Source organism: Citrobacter koseri ATCC BAA-895 (genome assembly GCF_000018045.1).
GTDB lineage: Bacteria > Pseudomonadota > Gammaproteobacteria > Enterobacterales > Enterobacteriaceae > Citrobacter_B > Citrobacter_B koseri.
Genome location: NC_009792.1, coordinates 2,137,569 through 2,156,557, shown reverse-complemented (window position 1 = coordinate 2,156,557; position 18,989 = coordinate 2,137,569). Strand labels below are relative to the sequence as shown.

Below are 18,989 nucleotides of genomic sequence, written 5' to 3'. Positions count from 1 at the left end.
CGGCAGAAAGTGCCACAATAGTGGCTGTTTATACAGTACTTCAGGTTTTCTCATGGCATTGACCGCTGCGCTTAAAGCGCAAATCGCCGCCTGGTATAAGGCGCTTCAGGAGCAGATCCCCGACTTTATCCCCCGTGCGCCGCAGCGGCAGATGATCGCCGATGTCGCCAAAACGCTGGCGGGTGAAGAAGGGCGTCATCTGGCGATTGAGGCGCCGACCGGGGTCGGGAAAACCCTCTCTTACCTTATTCCCGGTATTGCCATCGCCCGCGAAGAACAAAAAACGCTGGTGGTGAGCACCGCCAACGTGGCGTTGCAGGATCAGATCTACAGCAAAGATCTCCCGCTGCTGCGCAAAATCATTCCTGACTTGCGGTTTACCGCCGCGTTTGGTCGTGGGCGCTACGTTTGCCCGCGTAATCTGGCGGCGTTGGCCAGCAGCGAACCGAATCAACAGGATCTGCTCGCGTTTCTGGATGACGAACTGACGCCGAATAACCAGGAAGAGCAAAAGCGCTGCGCCAGGCTAAAGGGCGATCTTGACAGCTACAAATGGGACGGGTTGCGCGATCATACCGATATCGCCATTGACGACGCGCTCTGGAAGCGCCTGAGCACCGATAAAGCCAGTTGCCTGAACCGCAATTGCCATTACTACCGCGAATGCCCTTTTTTTGTCGCCCGACGGGAAATTCAGGAAGCTGAAGTGGTGGTGGCGAACCATGCGCTGGTGATGGCGGCGATGGAGAGCGAAGCGGTGCTGCCGGAGCCGAAAAATCTTCTGCTGGTGCTGGACGAAGGCCACCATCTGCCGGATGTCGCGCGCGACGCGCTGGAGATGAGCGCTGAGATCTCCGCCCCCTGGTATCGCCTGCAACTGGATCTGTTCACTAAGCTGGTGGCGACCTGCCTGGAACAGTTCCGCCCGAAAACCACGCCGCCGCTGGCGAATCCTGAGCGCCTGAATGCGCACTGCGAAGAGTTGTACGAGCTGATTGCCTCGCTCAACAACATCCTGAATCTGTATATGCCCGCGACGCAGGACGCTGAGCACCGCTTTGCGATGGGCGAGTTACCGGATGAGATCATGGCGATCTGCCAGCGACTGGCGAAGCTGACGGAAATGCTGCGTGGGCTGGCAGAGCTGTTCCTTAACGATCTCAGCGAGAAAACCGGCTCGCACGATATTGTGCGCCTGCACCGGGTGATTTTGCAGATGAACCGCGCGCTGGGCATGTTTGAGGCGCAAAGCAAGCTCTGGCGGCTGGCGTCGCTGGCGCAGTCTTCCGGTGCGCCGGTCTCGAAGTGGGCCACGCGGGAGGCGCGCGATGGGCAGATACACGTCTGGTTCCACTGTGTGGGCATTCGCGTCAGCGATCAGCTTGAAAGGCTGCTCTGGCGCAGCGTGCCGCATATTATTGTAACGTCGGCGACCCTGCGTTCGCTTAACAGCTTCTCGCGCTTGCAGGAGATGAGCGGCCTGAAGGAGAAAGCGGGCGATCGCTTTGTGGCGCTGGACTCCCCCTTTAATCATGTGGAGCAGGGTAAAATTGTCATTCCGCAAATGCGCTATGAACCGTTGATTGATAACGAAGAGCAGCATATTGCGGAGATGGCGGCCTATTTCCGTCAGGCGCTGGAAAGCAAAAAACACCACGGCATGTTGGTTTTGTTTGCCAGCGGACGGGCGATGCAGCGCTTTCTGGAGCATGTGACCGATTTGCGTCTTTTGCTGCTGGTTCAGGGCGATCAGCCGCGCTATCGCCTGGTGGAACTGCACCGTAAGCGGGTGGCGAACGGCGAGCGCAGCGTGCTGATTGGCCTGCAATCTTTTGCCGAGGGGTTGGATCTGAAAGGCGACCTGCTGACTCAGGTACATATTCACAAGATTGCGTTTCCTCCCATCGACAGCCCGGTGGTGATCACCGAAGGCGAGTGGCTGAAAAGCCTGAATCGCTACCCGTTTGAAGTGCAGAGCCTGCCAAGCGCGTCGTTTAACCTGATTCAGCAGGTGGGCCGTTTGATTCGTAGCCACGGCTGCTGGGGAGAGGTGGTGATTTACGACAAGCGTCTGTTAACCAAAAGCTACGGGCAGCGTTTGCTGAATGCGCTCCCGGTATTTCCGATTGAACGCCCGGAAGTGCCGGAGGTAAAAAAACGCCCGACAAAAGTGGTTGCCGGGCGTAAAAAAAGCATCCGTGCGAAGGGGCGCGCTCCTACTGATAGGTAAATGTGACCTGTATAACGCTATCGAACGAGCCCGCGCTGACGGGCATGGACGTGGCGTAATAGCGGGCGGCTAACGGGAAAGTGGCCGTGTGATCGCTTTGGTTGATCAGCACGTTAAAACTTGCCTGCGGGGCGATGAGAATATTGTCCTGCCGATCGGCCAGCTCCAGCGCAAGCCCTTTCGCGCTGCCGCTGTTAGCAAATTTGGTCGGGTGTACGCTATCGGCCTGTCCGTAAAAAAACGCGTTGGCCAGCGTGAGTGTTTTTGGGCAATGCGTTACTTCCAGGGAAAACGCTTTCCATTCGCCGGTATCGCCTACGTCTTTGAAATCACTGGATGACGCCTGCCCCAAATCGACGGTTAAATCTTTACTGGCGCTGTCCACGGAGCAGGTGTTGGCATAGATGTTACCCACCATTTGCACCTGGATATCATCTGCGCAGGCATATGCCATCAGACCTGCGGCGAGTAAGAAAACCATTTTTTTCATCGCGATCACTTATAGGCCAGCGTAATCGTGGCGACGGTATTTGCCGGGCCTGGCGTAACGTCGTCGCTGATTTGCTCATAGCGGACCTGGAACGGAATATCCAGCGTTTCGTTGGCTTTTGCCTCGCTTTGCGTGTTGACGTAGTTGTCGAAGGTGGCGATATTGCCATCAAACAGCATTCTGACGCCGACGCCGGTCGCCATCCCACTTTGCTGAGTCAGCTTCATCACGCCGGCAAAACCCGATTCGTAGCCATTCGCACTGGTGATCTTCACTTCAGGCTGTACGGTGGAATTACAGTTGACCATAACGTTAAAATTCTGTGCTGGCATCGAGAGGGTGCCTACTCCCATAAAATCACTGATCGGAAAGTCGCCCAGATTGACGGTCAGGTTTTTCGGTAACACGGAGCAGGTTACGGTTTCGAGATCCACATTGCCGGCATAGGCAATGTGGTTAGGACTCCCGATACCTTCGTGACCAAACACGCCAATCCCAAACTCTGTTTGCGCCTGCACCAGTGTACCGGAGGTCACGTCACTGCCGGTTTTCACCAACTCAAGCGTGACGTTGAAGTTAAATGACTGCTGTCCATCGCTGGATACATAACCGATCGGCGTGCCGCGTGAATCGCACTGTACGCCGCCTGCGCCGCTGATCCGCTGGCCTTGCTCGTTCATCAGCGCGATACCAACGCCGGGCACCCCGGAGTCGTACACCCCTCTCAGGCCTGGTATCTCAGCGCCTGTTCCGTAATAGCAGGAGACAATTTCCAGACCGCTATCAATACTTTGATCGCACTGTCCGGCAACGTGTACGGTTTGCTCTGTTCCTGGAATGGTCTCACCAATCGCCAGCGTCGTCGGTACGGAAACAGATGCCACGTTGATCATTTTGGGCATATCCGGCGTTGTGCAGGCCGCCTTTGCATGCGGCATAAACAAGGCTGCGCTGGCCAAAATCAGGAGGAAAAAACACTGTTTAATCATTTGCATAATGTTGAGTCTGCATGGTGAATCAATGACACTGCGCGGCAGCGTTAATGATGCTGGTTTTATGTCTCTCATCCGTTAGCGTGTACTCTGCGACGCAGTGTTCGCTGGCATCCTGACCCCACGACACGAAGAGCGTTCCGTGCTGAGGTAAACCGGAGAGATAAGTCTGACCGCCGTTGCCAACAATAAACTCGCTGTCTTTATCGTCGGTGGTGACGGTTGCGCCAAAGGGCAGCGGCTTACCGTTTTGCGTGAGCATCATTAAAACCCTGCTGCCCACGCGGGTGTTAAAACTGGCGCGGACTACCGCGCCGCGCGTTGGGGTCACTATTCGCGCGGCATGGGTTACGTCGGCATCGTCTGGCAGTGTTTCTGTGTCCAGGGCAATCGTGTTGTGGCGGTAGGCTGATACAAATGGCACAACGGTATAGCCGCGAAAATCGGTTTTGACGCCGGTCTGATTGGTAATGTGCGTGCCATGTGTTCCCGGTGCTTTTACCAGCGCGATGGTTTCACCGAGCGGTTGCGTCAGAGTGATGCCGTTGGCGTGCGCCACAACGCCGCCTTGCAGACCCACATTAACGCTCCGTTGATGGCTGTCCTGGCTGACGCCGCCGCTCACTTCGCCATAGGTTCCTTTGTAATCGGCATTCATACTGGTTGAGTTGCCGCTTCCGGTATTGCTCACGCCTTCCTGGATATTCCAGTTCAGGTTGTCTTCGGCCAGAGCAGTACCGTTAAGGCCAATGTTTTGCGTGGCGCCGTCTTGACTGTTGTTCAGGTTGTACGTCGCCCAGGTGTTGTGCATCCAGTGGTCGAGTGGAACCGAAACGCTCAGCGCGAACTGGTTGTCATGGGTAACGGACTCACCGTTTTCATCGCTGTCGCTGGTGTTTTTGTTCATGCTGTAACTCAGGCTATAGCTCACGCCATGCCAGCTGTTGTTGTAGCTGAGGCTCATGGAGGTCATATCCTGGCGCTGGCTCCAGTAGGTCTCTTTGACCAGACTCAGCGTAAAAGACCCCCAGCTCTCGCCGAGCGTCTGATCGACAGTGGCTTCGGTACGCGCTCGGCGCTGCTGCGGGGCAGACCAGTCGCTGGCGCGGGTATAGGACTCCATTGTGTCTTCCAGGGTGTAAAAACCCTTACTGTTATAGCGATACCCGGCCAGGGAAAAGTTGGTGCCTGCGCCTGCAAAATCTTTGCTGTAACGCACGCGCCATGACTGCCCCGTGCTGGCCTGCTGCTGTTTCAGCAATGCTTTGGCCCGCGTGACGTCGACAGAAAACGCGCCTAAATCGCCCAGGTTTTTCCCGGTGCCGATCGCCTGCGACTGGTAATGGCGGCTTTGCTGTACGCCGCCATAGGCGGTAAAACCATAAGGTAGACCGTAGATTGCGCTCCCCTGAGCAAATGGAGTTTGCTCGACGTCTTTGTCATAGGCGCGATAGCGACCGGCAGTCACGCTGTAGCGCAGGTTTTTTTCACGCTGCAACACGGGTACGGAGGCGTAGGGCACCACGAAATGGCTTTCGCTGCCGTCCGTCTCTTTGACGGTGACCTGCAAGTCGCCGCTGCTGCCCGTCGGGTAGAGATCGTTAATTTCAAATGCGCCTGGCGCTACGGTGTTCTGATAAATGACGTAGCCGTTCTGACGAACCATCACCAGGGCGTTACTGTGTGCGGTGCCACGGATAATCGGCGCATAGCCTTTTTCGCTATCCGGCAGCATGTCGCTGTCGGAATTGAGTTGTACGCCGGTATAAGGCACGCTGTCGAACACGTCCGCCGGAGAGGCGCTTTGCCCTACCGTGAGATCGCTTTTCATCGCCACGATATCGCGCTGCGCGTAGGTATAAACCGACGAGAATTTCTGCTGTTCGTCATGGCCCGTGACGTTACGATTCCAGGTTGAGTAATTGCGCACGCGCCAGGCGCCGATGTTGAACCCGGGACGCAGGTTGACATACTGGCTGCTGTTATCCTGTTCACCCTGTCGGCGGGCGTCGCTCTGATGTAGTTCAGTAGACCGGCAGTAATGCCTTCATCGAACGTTTTTGGGTCGATATAACCGCGCGGAATCTGGCCCAGCGCTGACTGGGGAATACTGAGCAATAGCTGCTGGTTGCGTACGCGAAACGTGGCGGAGGCGGCGGGAATGGCGCTTAAATCTGCGCATTTCCCTTGTGCCATGAGCCTCGGAAACGCCTTCGTTTTAATGCCGAGACTCTTTAAATCATCCAGGCTGAAACAGGGCTGGAGTGAACGGTTGCCCTTAACATCTTTCTGTAATTTAAATGTGACATCGCGGGTGTCGACTTTATTATTATCAATAAAGATTGATACCTGGTATTTTCCTGGTGCTTGTCCTGGACCTTTTTCATATACCGATAAATCGGTTTTTTCCTGTCGGGGATTATCAATATCCAGGAGCGCCGGGTTAAAATAATCATCTGCCCGCGTTTGCTGCGCAAAACAGAACACTGCCAGGCCACATAACAGGGGCAGCAGTGTGAATAATTTGCAGGAAAACGGCTTTTTATCGCGGTACATGATTATTTTAGTTGCCTGTGCGCCGTTATCTTAATGGACAGGCTTAGACCAGGTTCGGCTGATGCTGCCGTAATCAGTAATAATGGAATAGGTCACGGTGTTACCGTCAGTATTGGCGGGCAGAGCCATGTGGGTTGCCGTTTCAGGTACTGCCCAGGTCGCTTTACTGATTTTATGACCATTAATCATCACGCTCTGGAAATTCATATAAAACGGCGTCGGGTTATTGACGACCAGATCGTGACCTTCACGATGCCATTCCAGTTTGTCAGCAACCTCTTCTGGCTTACCTTTCACGGAGGATGGGCGATACAATAGTTTAATACGCGTGTTGATCGCGATTTGCAGGGTATTTACCCCCTCAACGTGTTTTGACGATGGAATAGCCTTGATATTCAGCCAGTACAGCGATTCACGATCCTCAGGCAGATTGCCGCCTGTGCGAATAACCCGCAGAACGTTGTCTTCTTTCGCATTCAGGCGAAACAGCGGCGGCGTAATCAGAAAGGGGGTATTGCCCGGATTTTTACTGCCGGAATCGACCCAGGATTGTACCAGATAGTCCGTTGAATCTGGGTTTGAAAGACCAAGCGAGGATTCCTTTTTGTCTCCCTGGTAAACAAGACGGGTGCCGTTAATAATAACGCCAGCATGCGCTGTCGCTGCTACCAGAAAAAGAGTGCTCAGTAAATAACCGTGACGCATAAATATTTCTCAGCATGAATAAAAGATATTAGCCCTGAAGAAAGGGCTAATATCTTCGGATGGATAATATCAGTTATAGATAACGGTAAAGGTAGATACGGAATTTGCCGGGCCGGCCGTAACGGCAGCCTGAGTCTGAATATAACGCGCTGCAAATTCCAGATCGTTTACCGTGCTTCCTGCCGTCAGTGGATATTGACGGGAAGGGGTATATAAGCTGACGGGTTGCTCTGACGAGTCGAGCAACTGAATTGCCACACCGGTAGCCGTCTCCGTGTCTGGCGTTAATGCCAGGGTCGTGCTGTTATCTGTATCCGGCGTACCGCCAAAATTAATGGCGGCAGAGGTCACCATTTCCGGGCAGTCTTTTAGCTGAATATCGAATTTCGTTGGTGTGCTGGTAGAGCCTGCGCCAGAAAATACGGTTTTAGACACTCTGCCCAACTCGACATTTAGCGGGTTACTTAACCCATTAACGACCTGACAAGCGGAGTCAATGATTTCACCCGTAAAGTTAATCTGACCTTCGCCATTTGTTGCCGCAAATGCGGATGCGGAACATCCTACTGTTGCAGCGATGAATAAACCTAAAGCAACCTTGTTCATCATAAATCCTGGTGTATAAGTGGTGAAAACCAGCCTGGACGTTTTCACCGTGGACCCTCAATAACTCTTCGCCAGATATTTAATCAGATTGTTTACGGATTAGAATCGTGTATAAAAATCACAAATATTTGAACTAATGCTTGCGTTTTAATAATTACTACAAAAACAGGTGATTGATGGCTGAGATAAAAAACTAACGGCAGGGTCTCCAGAGGGGCTATATTGTTAAAAAAATGTCGCAGTGGAGAATGTCATGGATTATCGCAAAATCATCAAAGAGGTCGGTCGGGGTAAAAATCACGCCCGCGACCTGGATCAGGATACCGCGCGCGGCCTGTATACCCATATGTTGAATGGCGATGTGCCCGAACTGGAAATGGGCGGCGTGTTGATCGCGTTGCGTATTAAAGGGGAAGGCGAAGCGGAGATGCTGGGCTTTTATGAAGCCATGCAGAACCACACGATTACGCTTACGCCGCCGGTCGCCAAACCGATGCCGATTGTCATCCCCAGCTACAACGGAGCGCGCAAACAGGCGAACCTGACGCCGTTGCTGGCGATTCTGCTGCATAAACTGGGCTTTCCGGTGGTGGTACATGGCGTAAGCGAAGATCCGACGCGCGTACTGACGGAGACCATTTTCGAACTGATGGGGATTGCGCCGACGCTGCACGCCGGTCAGGCTCAGGCGAAGCTGGATGGACACGAGCCGGTGTTTATTCCTGTTGGTACGCTGTGCCCACCGCTGGAAAAACAGCTGGCAATGCGCTGGCGGCTGGGCGTGCGTAACAGCGCGCACACGCTGGCGAAGTTAGCGACGCCGTTTGCGGAAGATGCCGCCTTGCGGTTGTCCAGCGTCTCGCACCCGGAGTACGTTCCGCGCGTCGCGAAATTTTTTGCCGACATCGGTGGGCGCGGTTTGCTGATGCACGGCACGGAAGGGGAGGTGTATGCCAATCCACAGCGTTGCCCGCAAATCAGCCTGATCGACCGTTCCGGCGTGCAGGTGCTTCAGGATCGCCAGAGCGAGATGCCCGACGAGCCGGTGCCGCTGCCTGCGGCAAAAGACCCGGAAACCACCGCTCGCTGGATTGAGCGCTGCCTGGCGGGAAGCGAGCCGATCCCGGCTTCCCTGAAAATTCAGATGGCGTGCTGCCTGGTGGCTACGGGAGAAGCGGCGACGTTAACGGAAGGGCTTGCGCGGGTAGCGCAGCATTTTTAAGCGTCAGGCAAAAAAAAAGCCCGTCCAGTGGCGGACGGGCGAACAAGGGTAACACAGGTTCAATGAGGGTTGGAGCAGTGTGTCTGTCGGCAAACAGACGGGTATAACAGAAACGCGTGAAATTATTTGTAGATAACAGCAGTGCCGCTCATTTTGTTGTTGTTGGTTGCGGAAGTGATGCTATAACCGGTTGCGCCGGCAGCTGCCGCTTTCTCAGCCAGTTTCGCTTCCAGTCCATCCAGAGTGGTGGCGCCTTCCGCAGAAACAACACCGATTTTATTCATGCTTTGCGCCTGGGAAGCCGTTACCGGCTCGGCAGCGAAAACGCCAAATGACAGGGTAGACAGAGCGATAGCAGCAACAGCATATTTGATATTTTTCATGATTAATCTCTCGCAGGTTATTCTTGTGTAGTAAGACGTTGTTCCGTCGATGTGATAAGTATCACGGTTTTTTGCGGGAGATAAAATCGAATAGAATTGACGTCATCCATCAAATAATTTGAATGACAAATAACTTATTGATTATTAATAAATTCAAAACATGGATTTACGCTTCTTGCCATTTCACTTTACAGAAGAGAGAGTAACGGCACATTTTGCCACGCAGAAGGTGAAAAAGCATGAGAGTAAAAGAACATGCTTACGCTGTTGTTTTACGTAAAGAAAAGTTAGCGTAACTGGCTATCTTTCGATCCCCTGCGATTATATCCTGAGAATGTTGCGTTATGTAAATCTTTCTCCTGCTGGCAGGCAATGCATAGCCTTACTCCCGGAACGGCTTTACGCCGCGCTTCCGGGATAGGATCGCCGCACTCTTCACATTCATACAGGCTTTCGCCTTGAGGAATTTCGCCGCGAACGCGGGCGACAGCATCTTCAATAGTATTGTTGATTTGTTCATTAACGGCGTCGTCGTTCGCCCACCCGGATGCCATATACCTGTTCCTCCCCCTTTATTCCATACGGTAAGTGTAGTGAATATGGGGTCAAAAATCGTACAGTCAATAGCGCAGAAGCAGGCCGGTATATCAGTCAGCGAAAAACATCAGCGAATGAAAAAGACGGGGGGACGTTTTCCATGCTAAGGAAAACTGCATTCGGTGGGAATGCAGTTACCTGGTAGGGGGTTATTTGTAGATAGTGGCAGTGCCATACATTTGGTTATCGCCACCGGCAGAATTGACGACAAAACCTTTGGCGCCTTGTTCACGCGCTTTTTCTGCCAGTTTATTTTCAAGTTCGCTCAGCGTCGTCGCGCCCGTCGCCGAGACGGTCCCGGCGGGTCTGAGCTGGCCTGCTTCTGAGCTGCTAAGCGGCTGCGCGGCGAATGCACTAAAACTCATGCCAGTGAGCAGAGCAGCAGCCAGTACGGTGAGGCATTTTTTCATAACGGCATCCTCTTAGAAACAACAGGTGGTGCCTCATAAGTTTAGGACGTTGATGACGCAAAATTAACGCAAAAAATTGATTATGATGTGCTTGTTTTTTGAACGATATTTTTTGACGAATATTGACAAATCAATGACATACAGATTGTTGATTTTCCAGGATTTTGTCGCTAAGCCTGCGGAGCGACCCGTGTTCGTCTGCGGTATAAGCGGGCTTTCTCCGTCAGGTTTGTTTACCGCGTTGCGTTATGCGAGTATCTTACGCCGCTGCTAAAAGGAGAATGCCATGTCTGCCCAGAAACCGGGATTGCACCCACGTAATCGCCATCATCATCGTTACGATCTCGCGACGTTATGCCAGGTCACGCCAGAACTGGCGCAATTTCTTACCCGTACGCCTGCGGGTGAGCAAAGCGTTGATTTCGCGAATCCTTTGGCAGTCAAGGCGCTCAATAAAGCGCTGCTGGCGTATTTCTATCAGGTGGCAAACTGGGATATTCCCGAAGGCTTTCTGTGCCCGCCGGTGCCAGGCCGCGCCGATTATATTCACCATCTGGCGGATCTGCTGGGCGAAACCACAGGCGCGATTCCGGCGGATGCGAGCGTGCTGGATGTGGGGACAGGAGCGAACTGCATTTACCCGCTTATCGGCGTGCATGAATACGGCTGGCGCTTTACCGGCAGCGAAGTCCATGCGCAGGCGCTGGCCAGCGCCCAGGTGATCATCAGCGGCAACCCAGGATTAACCCGATCGATTCGTCTGCGTCGGCAGAAAGATCCTGCGGCAATCTTCAACGGCATCATTCATAAGAATGAACAGTATGACGCCACGCTGTGCAATCCGCCGTTCCACGATTCGGCGGCTTCTGCCCGTGCGGGGAGCGAGCGCAAACGTCGCAATCTGGGGCAGGATAAAAACGATGCCCTGAATTTTGGCGGCCAGCAGCAGGAACTCTGGTGCGAAGGCGGGGAAGTGGCGTTTATCAAAACGATGATCGCGGAAAGCCAGGCCTTTGGCCGCCAGGTGATGTGGTTCACCACGTTAGTGTCGCGCGGCGAAAATTTGCCGCCGCTGTACCGCGCGCTGACGGACGTCGGGGCGGTAAAAGTGGTCAAAAAGGAGATGGCCCAGGGGCAAAAGCAGAGTCGCTTTATTGCCTGGACCTTTATGGATGACGATCAGCGTCGCCGCTTTATGGCGCGTAAGCGCTAAAGCGTGGGTTCGCTCGGCGGCAGGGGGTCTGTCGCTGGCGCCTGACTGATCGTCGGTGCGGGCAGTACCTGATACGTTTGCACCGGCGCGCGAACGCCTGCCAGATCGAAATGTTTTTTCACCTGGCTGTCGAGCGCGAAGCGTACCGTCCACTGTTTTAAGGGCAAGGTGGTAAAGGAGACCCGCAGCGTAAAAGCGGTATTGGTCAGCCCGACGATCCCGGAGAATGACGGTTCTCCGATAATCAACCCGCGAATATCTTCCGTCTCCATCACCGCAGCCACCGCGTCCTTCAATGCCTGATTGGCTTTATCCGCATCTTCATGGCGATCCACGTCATAGTTAGCCACGACCGAACCAATGCCGCGCACAAAGTTCGCGAAGGTGGTAATCGAAGACCACGGAATAATGTGGTACGCCCCGGTATCCTGACGCACGCCTACCGAGCGAATCGACATTCGTTCCACCGTACCGGTCAGCGGGCCGATAGTCACCAGATCGCCGGTATTCATCCCGTTTTCAAACTGGATGAATACGCCGGTAATTATATCTTTCACCAGCGTTTGCGAACCGAACGAAATCGCCAGCCCCAGCGCCCCGGCGCCGGCCAGTAAGGGGGCAATGTTCACGCCAATCTCCGACAGCACGATCATGATAGTGATTGTACTGATGATCACCGCCAGGGCGTTACGAAACAGCGTAAGCAGGGTTCGGGTACGCGCGCTGGGTAAGGGGCGGCCGTGAATATCTGACGCCAGGCGGTTCTCAATCAGGCTGGCGAGGATGGTCCATCCGACCGCAGAGAAAAAGAGGATCAGCGCAATGCGGATCAGAATATCGACGGTTTTTTCTCCCGCGCCGTTGTGCAGCCAGTTCCAGAAGTCGAATAACCCCCAGGCGTTGAGCAACAGCATGATCGCCACGCAAACCGTCAAGATTCGCGCGGCTTTCAGGGCGGTTGACAGCCAGCCGTTCAGCCGTTTTTGCAGCTCAGGATAGTTGCGCTGCGTAGGGGGCGACAGCGTAATGGTTTTGGCTATCCAGCGTGAGAACATGCCGGAAACAAACGCGGCGACACCGATAATGAGCAGGCTGCGTACCGTCGCGCCCATCATAAACTTCAGGCTGTTGCCCGGGTCGAACAATGAGAAGAAAAACAGCACGATAAAATAGGCGCTGGCCAGCCAGTGCCACACCAGCGCGAAGGCGCGAATAAACAGACTGAAAAAGGCCAGCGACCGTTCCGCGAGATTCAGCAGATGTTGGGTGATCTCTTTTTTGTTTTTGAAGATCAGATACAGCGCCCACAGTGTAATGCACAGCATGATGATGACGTTCGCCATCGCGCCGACCTGGACGTTGACCTGGTTGGAGATAATCGGCACGGCGACGATCAGACCATAGCCGATCAGGCTACTGAGCGAACTCAGACGGCGATTCCAGTAGCGCGCGCTGGCGTCCTGAATCGTGAACGGACGCAACTCCGCTACGTTAGGGCAAAAGATCAGACGCAGAATGGCTTTGAAAAACTCAATCAGGGCAAACGCGTTCAGGAACAGACTTTGTTGAAAGGCGATGGTTCGGCTGCCGGCGTTCATTCTGTCGCTCAGTATCTGCCCGACAAACAGGGTCAGCGCCAGCAGGAGCAGATCGATGATAAATGCGCCGATAATCATTGCGGGAAGCTGTAGCCAGTTGCTGCGGTCACGATTTTTTGCGCGCGCCCACTGACCCATTTTGCGATACAGCGGCAGCGCGCAAAGCCGTATCAGCCAGTAAAAGACAAACACCGAGGCCGCCAGCATCAGGAAGTGGGTCAGGGCATTGGTAAATGTCTGCGTGTTAAACGGCTTATGCGGCGAGTCGGTGATGTTACGATAAAGCTGGGCAAAGCGCCCGGAGAGGGCTTCTCCGTAACGCCGGCTGATGTCGGTTACGTTCTCCAGCACCGTTTTTTCTTCCGTAACCGTGGGCGGCGTTATCGTAGGGACGGGCTCTGGCGGCGGCGTGGCGGCGACTTTTCGTAGCTGGTCGATGAGTTCCTTGCGAGAGGTCTCGTTCTCCAGCACATCCGCCAGCGCTGCGTAGGCGGCTTTCTTTTGTTCGACATCGGGTTCAGCCGCAGGCGCGGCCTCCTGACTGCCTGAGGCGTCCGTTGTGACGCCGGGGATCGCGACCGCATGCGCGGGGGCGCCCAGCAGTAAAAAGAGGATGAACAGGATCCGCCGCATGACTCCTCCTGTGAGAAATATAAGCAAAAAGATAAGTATAGATGCTTAAAGGGGAGGGATTTGAAATGGGAGGATTCCGGGGAAACCCTCCCTTCCGGGCGGAAGGGAGGGGCGTGCCTCAGGAAACGTGCTGCAAGAACTCCTGCAAACGCTGGCTGGGCGGATTTTCAATCAGGGTTTGCGGATTACCGTCTTCCGCAATGCGCCCTTTGTCGATGAAGATCAGACGGGAGGCCACTTTCTCGGCAAAGCCGATTTCGTGGGTCACAATGACCATTGTCATCCCTTCTTCCGCCAGATCCTGCATGACTTTCAGCACTTCGTGACGCAGTTCCGGGTCCAGCGCGGAGGTCGGTTCGTCAAACAGCATCATTTTCGGCTTCACTGCCAGCGCGCGGGCAATCGCCACACGCTGCTGCTGACCACCGGAAAGTTCGGAAGGGTAGTGATGCGCACGCTCTGCCAGCCCGACTTTCGCTAATAACTCTTTGGCCTGCTTTTCGGCATCTTCTTTCTTCGCGCCGCGCACGCGCAGCGGCCCGAACATGACGTTTTCCAGCGCCGTCAGATGCGGGAAGAGATAGAACTGCTGGAACACCATGCCGGCTTCCTGACGGATTAACCGCTCATCCACCTTCGGATCGTTCACTTTCAGACCATCAACAATCAACTCGCCGGACGTGATCTCTTCCAGTTTGTTGATGCAGCGCAGCAGAGTGGACTTCCCGGAGCCGGATGGCCCGATGATGACCACCACTTCACCCTGTTTGATGTTCAGATCAATATTGTGCAGCACCTGGGTTGGCCCAAAATGCTTGGAGACGTTTTTAAATTCAATCACAGGATTTTCATCCTTCTTTCCAGACGACGCAGAATGAAGCTCAGCACCAGAGTAATGATCAGATAGAACACCGCAACGGCACTCCAGATTTCCAGCGCGCGGAAGTTACCGGCGATGATTTCCTGCCCCTGACGAGTCAGTTCAGCGACGCCGATAACAATAAACAGCGAGGTATCTTTGATGCTGATAATCCACTGATTACCGAGCGGCGGCAGCATACGGCGCAGCGCGAGCGGTAAAATAACGTGGCGAATGGTTTCGCCGCGAGACAGTCCTAACGCCAGGCCCGCTTCGCGAAAACCTTTGTGGATAGACAGCACCGCACCGCGCGTGATTTCTGCAATGTACGCGCCCGAGTTAATCATGATGGTAACAACGGCGGCGCTGAAGGGATCAATTCGCAGATCGTTAAACGCCATCGGCAACGCGAAGTAGATAAACATCACCTGCACAACGATAGGCGTACCGCGAATCACTTCGATAAAGACCAGCGCAACGTGGTTGGCGATCCAACCACCAAAGGTGCGCGCAAAACCCGCAAGCAGCCCGATGACCAGGCCGCCAGCCAGACCAAGGATTGAAATCCACAGGGTCATTTTGGCGCCTTCAATCAACAGCGGGATGGCGGGCCAGATGGCACTCCAGTCAAACTCCATAAATTGTTCCTGTTACCGTGGTGAAAGTACTCAAAGGCCTGTACGCCCGGTAAGCGCAAGCGCCACCGGGCGTAACGAGCTAAAATACAGCGTTATTATTTAGGTTCAGTACCGAACCATTTTTTGTAGATTTCGTTATAGGTGCCGTTTTCACGCAGCGTTTTCAGCGCGCCGTTCACTTTCTCACGCAGTTCGTCGCTGCCTTTCGGGAAGGCGATGCCGTATTGCTGCGCTTCCAGAGACTCACCTACCGCTTTGAACTGACCATTGCCCGCGGTTTTGATGAAATAGAGGATGTTTGGCGTATCGTGCAGAACGGCGTCTGCGCGGTTGGTGCCCAGTTCCATGTAGGCGTTATCGATGTTCGGGAACTGACGCAGATCTTTGGTTTTGATGTTCGCTTTCGCGTAATCGACAGAACCGGTACCGCTCTTCACCGCAACCACTTTGCCGTCGAGGTCTTTCACGCTTTTCACATCGTTGTTATTGGCTTTCACCATGACCAACAGACCGCTTTTGTAATAGCCGTCAGAGAAGTCGATCGCTTTTTTACGTTCGTCGGTGATCGTGATGCCTGCCAGCGCCAGGTCGACGTTTTTGGTTTGCAACGCCGGGATGATGCCGCTGAAATCCATCGGTTTCAGGGTGTAGTCCAGATTCAGCTCTTTCGCGACAGCGGCCCACAGATCCACATCAAAGCCAACGTATTTGTCGCCCTGTTTGAATTCAAACGGAACGAACGCCGTGTCGGTTGCCACGACGAGTTTCTTATCCGCGGCGTGAGAAGACACCGCAAAAGCCAGGGTAAGTGCAGCCAGTGAAACTTTTAATACAGACTTCATAGCATTTCCTTTTATATCCACGGGGCGATCCCCTGCGAGAACATATGGCGTAATGAAAGAATCGTGCCAATTATGCAACTCATTGTTTTAAAAAGAAGGCGTTTCATTTTAATGCACAATAAGCGTGGCAAAACTGACGGATTGCACCGTTTTGGGGCACTGATTTAGTGCAGACCGAATCAGGTGCAAACGGTATGACTATTTAGCGCAAAAATTGTTGCTAAAACAATCTCTCGTTAACGATTGTGTGAGGTGATTATTACAAATATTTTACTTTACGGCAGGGCGGAAGAAATTTGATGCACTATAAAAGTGCAAAACCCCCGCCGAAGCGAGGGTTCATAGGTCTTACTTATCATGCTGCTTATTCGATGTTGGCTTCGATGAACCACAGGAATTTATCGAGGTCGCGGGAAGCAGCGGTAAAGATATCAGCAGTGTCTTCGTCTTTGGCTTCGCTGATGGCTTTACGAACATCATTGGCGACAACAGAGTAACGATCCGCCAGCTCTTTCAGGTGATCCTGAACGCTATGGATATCCAGCGGATAGCTTTTCAGCGGTGTTTTGCTGTTAATCACTTGCGTTGTCCCTAATGCCACGCCACCCAGCTGTACGGCACGTTCTGCCATGGTATCAAGGTGGTCGGTCAGCGCTGTACGGAAGCCATCCAGCATCTCATGTACGGCAATAAAGTTAGCACCGCGCATATTCCAGTGAGCCTGCTTAGTGATCAGTGACAGGTCAATGAACTGGATCACCTGACGATTCAGCAACTCAACCGTCGCTTTCTTATCGCTGTCTGATACATCGTTGCGGGTATAAAGCAGATTAGACGCTTTCGTTTTTACCAGTTTAGCGGTACTCATAATCTCATATCCTCTTGATGTTTTGTGTCCCAGGTAATTAACGAAACTAAGTATAGCACCGGTTTTTCATTTTGCTTTTCTGTCTGTGCCTATCACTTTAATAGCGCAGAAAGTGTTTAATATTGAAAATGATTAAAAATCAGTATGTTATTAAATTAAGTGTCAGCATGTTAATAATTCTCATTCACTATGAGCGATAAACATAAATAGGTTTGCAGGTAGCAGAAAAATAGCGGAGATAATAATAATGAGAAGGATAAAAGCAATATTCTGCATGATTATGCAAATCATGCAGAATTGTAACGTTAATTAATGTCGACTTGCTGAATTTTCGTTTCTCGCCGGATGGTGAGCGTGGACCCCATCGAGGCGGCAATGATGGCGGCTAATGCCAGAAGCTGCACCAGCGTCAGCGTTTCTCCCAGGAAAATCATCCCCGAAACGGCAGCCAGCGCGGGCTCCATGCTCATCAGCGTTCCAAACGTTCGCGTGGGCAGTCGCGTCAGCGCGATCATTTCCAGCGAGTAGGGCAGCGCCGTTGACAGCACGGCGACAGCCAGACCCAGCGGGAGAATCGACCAGTGCCATAGTGCTTCTCCCGCCTGTAGCGCGCCAACCGGAACGAAAACGATCGCCGCAATGAGCGAGCCTACCGCCACGGTCGCGGGGCCGTGTTCTTCACCCGCCCGCTGCCCGGTCAGAATATAGATAGCCCAGCAGGCGCCTGCGCCGAGCGCCAGCGCGGCGCCCGTTAAATCAACATGCGATACGCCCTGACCAAGCGGCAACAGGAACCAGAGTCCAAGCACGGCCAGCACAACCCAGATGAAATCGACAGGCCGTCTGGACGAGAACAGCGCGACCGCCAGCGGCCCGGTGAACTCCAGCGCAACGGCGATGCCGAGCGGCACCGTCTGAATAGACAGGTAAAACAGGTAGTTCATCCCGCCAAGCGACAGACCGTAAAACAGGAGCGGCAGCCGCTGTTCTCTGGCAAAGCGCAGACGCCAGGGCTTAAAGAACGCAATCAGGATTAGCGTGCCTAATGCCAGACGCAGTGCGGTAACGCCCGGCGCCCCGACGAGAGGGAACAGCGATTTCGCCAGCGAGGCTCCGCTCTGAATAGAGGACATCGCAATGAGCAAAACCAAAATAGGCAGCCAGACTGGCTTACGTGACGACCCCGGCATCCTTTCTCCTGTCAATTAATGTCAATAGAAGTAAAAAAGGCAGTGTAATAGAAATAACCTCTGACGGTTGAGTATTCGTTGAAAAAAAATCCCGGAGAATCCGTAAAATATCGATGAATTGATGGATTAATAAACTGCGTAATTAGGAATTATCTGGATGAATGTACCATATTGTGCGCGTAATAATGGTGCGCTTCACCGGAAAAGTGATGTTATTTGAAAGAGATAGCGGGTTATGGAAATGTTCTGTTACACGAAAAGACCCGTTAGACATCGCGAATCGCAAAGAGTTTCTCATCAATTTTTGATATATTTATAACTTAGGATTTACTTGAAGCACATTTGAGGTGGTTATGAAAAAAATTGCATGTCTTTCAGCACTGGCCGCTGTTCTGGCTATTTCCGCAGGTACTGCTGTAGCTGCTACTTCTACCGTTACGGGTGGTTACGCTCAGAGCGATGCTCAGGGCGCAGCGAACAAAATGAACGGTTTTAACCTGAAGTATCGCTACGAGCAGGACAACAACCCGCTGGGCGTAATCGGTTCCTTCACCTACACAGAAAAAGATCGTACTAACGGTGCTGGCGATTACAACAAAACTCAGTACTACGGCCTCACCGCCGGCCCTGCTTACCGTCTGAACGACTGGGCAAGCATCTACGGTGTTGTTGGTGTGGGTTACGGTAAATTCCAGACTGCTGCCACTCCGGCTGACAAACACGACACCAGCGACTACGGTTTCTCCTACGGTGCCGGTTTGCAGTTCAACCCGATCGAAAACGTTGCGCTGGACTTCTCCTATGAGCAGAGCCGTATCCGTAACGTGGACGTCGGCACCTGGATCGCCGGTGTTGGTTACCGCTTCTAATCACTTCGGTGATATGAAAAATCCGCCCCTCGGGGCGGATTTTTTTTGTCTGATGTGTAGGCCGGATAAGGTATTTATGCCGCCATCC

At 53.2% G+C, this 18,989-nt stretch carries 17 protein-coding genes and 1 pseudogene; 4 read left to right on the top strand and 14 right to left on the bottom strand.

All coding sequences use genetic code 11. The features are described from left to right. The first annotated feature begins 52 nt into the window (after nucleotides 1-52). Nucleotides 53-2,230 (top strand): ATP-dependent DNA helicase DinG, encoded by a 2,178-nt coding sequence (gene dinG / locus CKO_RS09840; protein ID WP_012133178.1) that lies wholly within the window; start codon nucleotides 53-55, stop codon nucleotides 2,228-2,230. Here the strand turns inward: dinG and CKO_RS09835 are convergent. The 5 genes and pseudogenes from CKO_RS09835 to CKO_RS09815 all read right to left on the bottom strand — a co-directional run bounded on the left by CKO_RS09835 (nucleotide 2,217) and on the right by CKO_RS09815 (nucleotide 7,579). After that, on the bottom strand, nucleotides 2,217-2,720 hold the full coding sequence (locus CKO_RS09835) for a fimbrial protein (RefSeq protein ID WP_024130509.1): 504 nt from the start codon (nucleotides 2,718-2,720) through the stop codon (nucleotides 2,217-2,219). The two genes, dinG and CKO_RS09835, sit on opposite strands and share 14 nt — an antisense overlap. Nucleotides 2,721-2,725: 5 nt before the next feature. Further along, nucleotides 2,726-3,715: a fimbrial protein gene (locus tag CKO_RS09830; protein WP_012133176.1), complete on the bottom strand. Its 990-nt coding sequence runs from the start codon at nucleotides 3,713-3,715 to the stop codon at nucleotides 2,726-2,728. 22 nt (nucleotides 3,716-3,737) lie between these two features. Then, nucleotides 3,738-6,268: pseudogene (locus CKO_RS09825) on the bottom strand (fimbria/pilus outer membrane usher protein). A 30-nt stretch (nucleotides 6,269-6,298) separates the two neighbouring features. Continuing rightward, the gene (locus CKO_RS09820) at nucleotides 6,299-6,973 is read right to left on the bottom strand and encodes a fimbrial biogenesis chaperone (RefSeq protein WP_012133173.1); all 675 of its coding nucleotides are present in this window, start codon (nucleotides 6,971-6,973) and stop codon (nucleotides 6,299-6,301) included. 69 nt (nucleotides 6,974-7,042) lie between these two features. Next, complete coding sequence (locus tag CKO_RS09815) at nucleotides 7,043-7,579, bottom strand: fimbrial protein (protein WP_024130508.1); 537 nt, start codon at nucleotides 7,577-7,579, stop codon at nucleotides 7,043-7,045. Between the two features lie 253 nt (nucleotides 7,580-7,832). Between CKO_RS09815 and ybiB the strand changes: the two genes are divergently transcribed. Continuing rightward, on the top strand, nucleotides 7,833-8,801 hold the full coding sequence (gene ybiB, locus CKO_RS09810; protein WP_012133171.1) for a DNA-binding protein YbiB: 969 nt from the start codon (nucleotides 7,833-7,835) through the stop codon (nucleotides 8,799-8,801). A gap of 122 nt (nucleotides 8,802-8,923) precedes the next feature. On the opposite strand, the gene ybiJ is transcribed toward ybiB, so the two are convergent. The 3 genes from ybiJ to mcbA form a co-directional block, all read right to left on the bottom strand. Continuing rightward, nucleotides 8,924-9,184, bottom strand: a complete 261-nt coding sequence (ybiJ, locus tag CKO_RS09805) for a DUF1471 family protein YbiJ (RefSeq protein WP_012133170.1) — start codon at nucleotides 9,182-9,184, stop codon at nucleotides 8,924-8,926. A gap of 287 nt (nucleotides 9,185-9,471) precedes the next feature. Then, on the bottom strand, nucleotides 9,472-9,738 hold the full coding sequence (locus tag CKO_RS09795; RefSeq protein WP_012133169.1) for a DksA/TraR family C4-type zinc finger protein: 267 nt from the start codon (nucleotides 9,736-9,738) through the stop codon (nucleotides 9,472-9,474). A gap of 192 nt (nucleotides 9,739-9,930) precedes the next feature. Beyond that, complete coding sequence (mcbA, locus tag CKO_RS09790) at nucleotides 9,931-10,191, bottom strand: DUF1471 family periplasmic protein McbA (protein ID WP_012133167.1); 261 nt, start codon at nucleotides 10,189-10,191, stop codon at nucleotides 9,931-9,933. A gap of 286 nt (nucleotides 10,192-10,477) precedes the next feature. Here mcbA and rlmF point away from each other — a divergent pair, with 286 nt between their 5' ends. Further along, on the top strand, nucleotides 10,478-11,404 hold the full coding sequence (gene rlmF, locus CKO_RS09785; protein ID WP_012133165.1) for a 23S rRNA (adenine(1618)-N(6))-methyltransferase RlmF: 927 nt from the start codon (nucleotides 10,478-10,480) through the stop codon (nucleotides 11,402-11,404). On the opposite strand, the gene ybiO is transcribed toward rlmF, so the two are convergent. The 6 genes from ybiO to rhtA form a co-directional block, all read right to left on the bottom strand. Further along, nucleotides 11,401-13,635: a mechanosensitive channel protein gene (ybiO, locus tag CKO_RS09780; RefSeq protein WP_012133164.1), complete on the bottom strand. Its 2,235-nt coding sequence runs from the start codon at nucleotides 13,633-13,635 to the stop codon at nucleotides 11,401-11,403. The genes rlmF and ybiO overlap by 4 nt on opposite strands. Before the next feature lie 118 nt (nucleotides 13,636-13,753). Then, entirely contained in the window at nucleotides 13,754-14,476 is a 723-nt protein-coding gene (gene glnQ, locus CKO_RS09775) for a glutamine ABC transporter ATP-binding protein GlnQ (protein ID WP_012133163.1), read from the bottom strand. Then, the gene (gene glnP, locus CKO_RS09770) at nucleotides 14,473-15,132 is read right to left on the bottom strand and encodes a glutamine ABC transporter permease GlnP (protein WP_012133162.1); all 660 of its coding nucleotides are present in this window, start codon (nucleotides 15,130-15,132) and stop codon (nucleotides 14,473-14,475) included. The genes glnQ and glnP overlap by 4 nt, the downstream gene beginning before the upstream one ends. A gap of 95 nt (nucleotides 15,133-15,227) precedes the next feature. Next, entirely contained in the window at nucleotides 15,228-15,974 is a 747-nt protein-coding gene (gene glnH, locus CKO_RS09765) for a glutamine ABC transporter substrate-binding protein GlnH (RefSeq protein ID WP_012133160.1), read from the bottom strand. Nucleotides 15,975-16,338: 364 nt separating this feature from the next. Then, the gene (dps, locus tag CKO_RS09760) at nucleotides 16,339-16,842 is read right to left on the bottom strand and encodes a DNA starvation/stationary phase protection protein Dps (protein WP_012133159.1); all 504 of its coding nucleotides are present in this window, start codon (nucleotides 16,840-16,842) and stop codon (nucleotides 16,339-16,341) included. Between the two features lie 305 nt (nucleotides 16,843-17,147). Beyond that, on the bottom strand, nucleotides 17,148-18,032 hold the full coding sequence (gene rhtA / locus CKO_RS09755) for a threonine/homoserine exporter RhtA (RefSeq protein ID WP_012133156.1): 885 nt from the start codon (nucleotides 18,030-18,032) through the stop codon (nucleotides 17,148-17,150). Nucleotides 18,033-18,385: 353 nt separating this feature from the next. Here rhtA and ompX point away from each other — a divergent pair, with 353 nt between their 5' ends. Further along, nucleotides 18,386-18,901: an outer membrane protein OmpX gene (gene ompX / locus CKO_RS09750; RefSeq protein ID WP_012133153.1), complete on the top strand. Its 516-nt coding sequence runs from the start codon at nucleotides 18,386-18,388 to the stop codon at nucleotides 18,899-18,901. Nucleotides 18,902-18,989: the final 88 nt, after the last annotated feature.